The following is a 4,492-nucleotide window of genomic DNA, read 5'->3' on the forward strand; positions in this document are numbered from 1 at the left end:
TAAGTGATATACCCTGCACATTTGTGAAACAAAACTTTGTTCAGTTTTCAAAGGTCTACTTTGAATAATTTAAGTAATTGCCTTTCGACAACTATTAAATCATATCATGTGTTGAAATCCAAGTCAACGTTTTTTTATCAAATAGTTGAATGGATATTCAATCGTGTTAGTCGTTGAGGTGAATCGCCTCGCTGACAACAGAAATAACTATACCAGCTATCCTTCATTTGGTCAACACTAAAACTCAACTTTTTTCTTGATGCACCGTTGTTTTCACCCCGCCAGCTCTAATGATCATCCTTGTATTTCTCCAATACACAAACAATGGTCTCTACCACATCTCCATAACACATAATGAATATTCATGCTAATTCTAGTTTTAACGGTAACTTCCACGACCCGTACTAGTCTAATTCGGTTTTGTAAAGGCGAACTTTTTTCCTCATTTAAATAAAAAATTATCGGATTTTATTGATTAACGATTTATTTTAAGTCACTTCCGAATTCATCAACTTAATCATCAACGACTCAACGTTCATCGTATGCCATTACCCGCTCACGGCCATCATTAACACATTCAAAAATCATCACTGATCATCATTTACTCACTACGAACTGCCAATAACCGGCCGTTCCTTCTAACTGGTCTACAATTTTTTACCATTTGGCATTCTCATTATGACTGTACTCGGCTCCTAAGGGATTTCCTGACGCAAAAAAGTGTTACAGCACCTTTACCTCGGTAACTGTAACACTTTTTAACTGATACTAGTTTAAATTAGTCCTCCGGCCGCATTGTTGGGAACAACAACACGTCGCGAATTGATTCAGCATTCGTCAAGAACATCACGAGCCGATCGATCCCGATTCCGAGACCACCAGTAGGCGGCATCCCGTATTCCAAAGCTTCGATAAAGTCTTCATCGATGCCTTCCGCTTCGTCATTACCAGCTTCACGTTCCTTGACTTGGGCTTCAAACCGTTGCCGTTGGTCAATTGGATCGTTCAACTCAGTAAAGGCGTTGGCGAACTCGTTACCAAGAATGTACAGTTCGAACCGATCCGTAAAGCGTGGATCGTCTGGGTTCTTCTTGGCAAGTGGTGAGATTTCAACTGGGTGACCATAGATAAAGGTTGGTTGTTCCAATTTATCTTGAACCTTTTCCTCAAAGAAGGCGTTGATAATGTGACCAACCGTCCAATAGTCTTCATAGTGAATGCCGTGTTCGTCGGCTAACTTCTTAGCATCCGCCACACTCATTTCAGGCCAGAAATCGACACCAGTTTCCTGCTTGATTGCATCCACCATGTGGACCCGAGCAAAATCCTTGTGTAAGTCGATCGTGTGGTCTTGGTACGTAATCACACCGTCATCGGTAACAGCTTGAGCAGCGGCCTTAAAAATGCCTTCAGTTTCATCCATAACATCGTGGAAGTCAAAGTAAGCCACGTAAGTTTCCAACATGGTGAATTCAGGGTTATGACGCGTATCCATCCCTTCGTTCCGGAAAACTCGGCCAATTTCGTAAACGCGTTCCATCCCACCAACAATCAACCGCTTCAGGTGCAATTCCAGCGCAATTCGAAGGTAAAGGTCGATGTTCAACGCGTTATGGTGCGTAATGAATGGTCGGGCACTCGCGCCACCGGCTTGGTTGTGCAAGACTGGCGTTTCAACTTCAGTAAAGTCGAGGCCATCCAAGTAAGCCCGGATCGCTGTGATGATCTTACTGCGCTTCTTAAAACGGTCAAAGCTATCAGGGTTGGCAATCAAGTCCAAGTACCGTTGACGGTAGATTTGTTCCTTGTTTTGTAACCCATGGTACTTTTCAGGTAATGGCCGTAATGCCTTAGATAGGAACGTTAACTTGGTTACCCGAATCGTTAATTCGCCCATGTCCGTTTTAATGATGTCGCCTTCGATACCTAGATGGTCACCAATATCTGACCGTTTGAAGATGTGGTAAACGTCTTCACCTAAGATGTCCTTACGTACGTAAAGTTGGATCCGACCGCTTCGGTCTTGAAGATCGGCAAAGCCAACCTTGCCTTTACCACGTTTTGATACCATCCGTCCGGCAACAACCGCCACCTTTTTGGCGTCGTTTAACTCATCCTTATCTTCGCCATCAAACTCATCGTGCAATTGCTTTGCCAAATAAGTTCGTTCAAAGCGATGACCAAACGGATCAATGCCGGCCTCTCGTAGTTCGTTCATCTTTTCGCGACGAACCCGGAGTTGGTCGTTCATTTCTTTATCTTTTCCAGCCACACTAAAACCTCCATAATTTCGTTCTTCCGTCTTTAATTTTGACAACCCTCAATAAAAAAGCAAGCTCTTTTGCCTGCTTTTTCAGAATTTAACGGCCAACTGCTGGTAAAGCCGCCAATTTTTCTAAAAATTCATCGAAAATGTTAATCATTTCCTGCTCAGTTTCAGCATTGTTTAACGCGGCTTTGGTCCGAGCGGAGTGAGAAATACCTTTCAGGTAATAAGCCGCTTGGCCACGGAATTCCCGTGGGCCCGCAAAATCACCCTTTAATTCAACTAACCGGTGCAAATGTTCCTTGGCGGTATCGATCTTCTTGGTTGGCGTTGGTTCGTCGATTAACTCGCCAGTTGCCAAGTAGCGCTCAGTTTGTTTGAGCATCCAGGGATTGCCCATCGCTGCTCGCCCGATCATCACAGCATCTGCCCAACGTAATCCAGCATCTTCTTAGCGTCTTGTGGCGTCTTAACGTCCCCGTTACCCATGAACGGAATCGTTAATTCATCGGCAACCGATTTTAAGACGTCCCAGTCAGCGTGGCCTTGGTACATTTGCTTTCTCGTCCGGCCATGCATCGCTAATGCAGATGCGCCAGCCGTTCAGCAGCCAAGGCATTTTCAACGGCAAACACGTGTTGGTCATCCCAACCGATTCGCATCTTGACCGTTACTGGTTTCTTAACTGCATCCGTGACGTAGGATACCATCTCGTAAACCTTCTTTGGATCCAACAGCCACCGCGCACCGGCATCCGTTTTGACCACCTTGTTTACTGGACAGCCCATGTTAATGTCGATAATATCAGCTTTCGTGTGTTGATCCACAAATTCAGCGGCTTGAACAAGCGTTTCCTTGCTCCCACCAAAAATTTGAATACTCATTGGGTGCTCAACGGCATCCACAAACATCATATCTAACGTTTTTTGGTTATGGTACATAATGCCTCGGTCGGAGATCATCTCACAAACCACGAGACCGGCACCAAATTCCTTACAAATAACTCGGAATGCCGAGTTTGTTACCCCTGCCATGGGCGCAACAACGACTTGATTTGGGATCTTAACGTCACCAATCTGCCATTCCATTCGTTTCACCTCTTAAAATATCCTGGTTATTAAACCGTTACAACGACTTTAAAACTGCGTTTGTTATCATAGCACAAATTAACGGCTAGGGGTTACATCTTAGCTAAAATTGCCCGTAACTCAGCTTCATCAAACTCATACGTATTCCCACAGAAATTACAACGAGTCTCCGCATGGTGATCTTCTTCGATAATTTCGGTCAGTTGGGTTTTGGAAATACTTGCTAAGGCCTTCGCAAATTGATCCTTTGAGCAATTGCATTTGAAAGCAACCGGCATCTTATCCAGCACTTTAACGTTGCTTTCCCCAAACAATAGGTTCAGCATATCTTCTGGTCGTTGCCCAGCTAACAGCAATTCTGACACCATTGGGACTTCTTTTAACCGTTGTTCCAAGTGCGCAATCGCATCTTCTGAGGCGCCAGGCATGACCTGAACTAAGAATCCACCCGCAACCTGAATCGTATTGTCATCGTTAACAAAGACTGAAACGCCGACTGCCGATGGAATCTGTTCTGACTGAGCCAGATAGTAGGTAAAGTCATCACCAATTTCACCAGAAGCCAGTGGTACTTGTCCCGTATACGGTTTATCCAAGCCCAGATCCTTGGTTACTGACAGCGAGCCTTCAACCCCAACGGCCTTAGCAACATCAATTTTGTGGTGACTGTTTAATGGTAAGTTCACGTGGGGATTTTGTAAGTACCCCTTCACCGTACCATTCGCGTTTCCGTCAACTACGATACCCCCAACTGGGCCACCGCCATTGATTCGAACTGTTAACGTATCATCACCCTTAAGTACGGACGATGACAGCATCAGTGTCGCCACCAAACTCCGACCAAGTGCGGCCGAAGCAGCTGACCAAGTGTCATGCCGCTGTTGAGCCTCTCTCACTAATTCGGTCGCATCCACGGCGTACGCCCGAAACTGCCCATCATCTACGACACTTTTGATTAAATAATCCGACATAGTATCCTCCTTAGAACGTTCAGAGTATTATAGCACATCTACGAGTATCGAAGGAAGCGTTCAGACTGCGCGGCCTATCGCCACATCCGACCGAGGCCATTTTCATGACTGTTTCAGTGCTCTCACAGCGGTTGAAGCCATGCCAGTCTGAGAAAATTTGCTGTCGC

The 4,492-nt window shown here is 45.2% G+C and carries 2 protein-coding genes and 1 pseudogene; all 3 read right to left on the minus strand.

Annotation, left to right across the window (positions count from 1 at the left end):
- Positions 1-778: 778 nt before the first annotated feature.
- The 3 genes and pseudogenes from lysS to hslO all read right to left on the minus strand — a co-directional run bounded on the left by lysS (position 779) and on the right by hslO (position 4,325).
- The gene (gene lysS / locus JCM2765_RS16010; protein WP_054737541.1) at positions 779-2,251 is read right to left on the minus strand and encodes a lysine--tRNA ligase; all 1,473 of its coding nucleotides are present in this window, start codon (positions 2,249-2,251) and stop codon (positions 779-781) included.
- A gap of 109 nt (positions 2,252-2,360) precedes the next feature.
- A pseudogene (gene dusB / locus JCM2765_RS16015) lies at positions 2,361-3,354 on the minus strand (tRNA dihydrouridine synthase DusB).
- A 92-nt stretch (positions 3,355-3,446) separates the two neighbouring features.
- Positions 3,447-4,325: an Hsp33 family molecular chaperone HslO gene (gene hslO, locus JCM2765_RS16020; RefSeq protein ID WP_054737540.1), complete on the minus strand. Its 879-nt coding sequence runs from the start codon at positions 4,323-4,325 to the stop codon at positions 3,447-3,449.
- Between the last annotated feature and the right edge of the window lie 167 nt (positions 4,326-4,492).

Source organism: Secundilactobacillus similis DSM 23365 = JCM 2765 (assembly GCF_001311075.1).
GTDB classification, from domain to species: domain Bacteria; phylum Bacillota; class Bacilli; order Lactobacillales; family Lactobacillaceae; genus Secundilactobacillus; species Secundilactobacillus similis.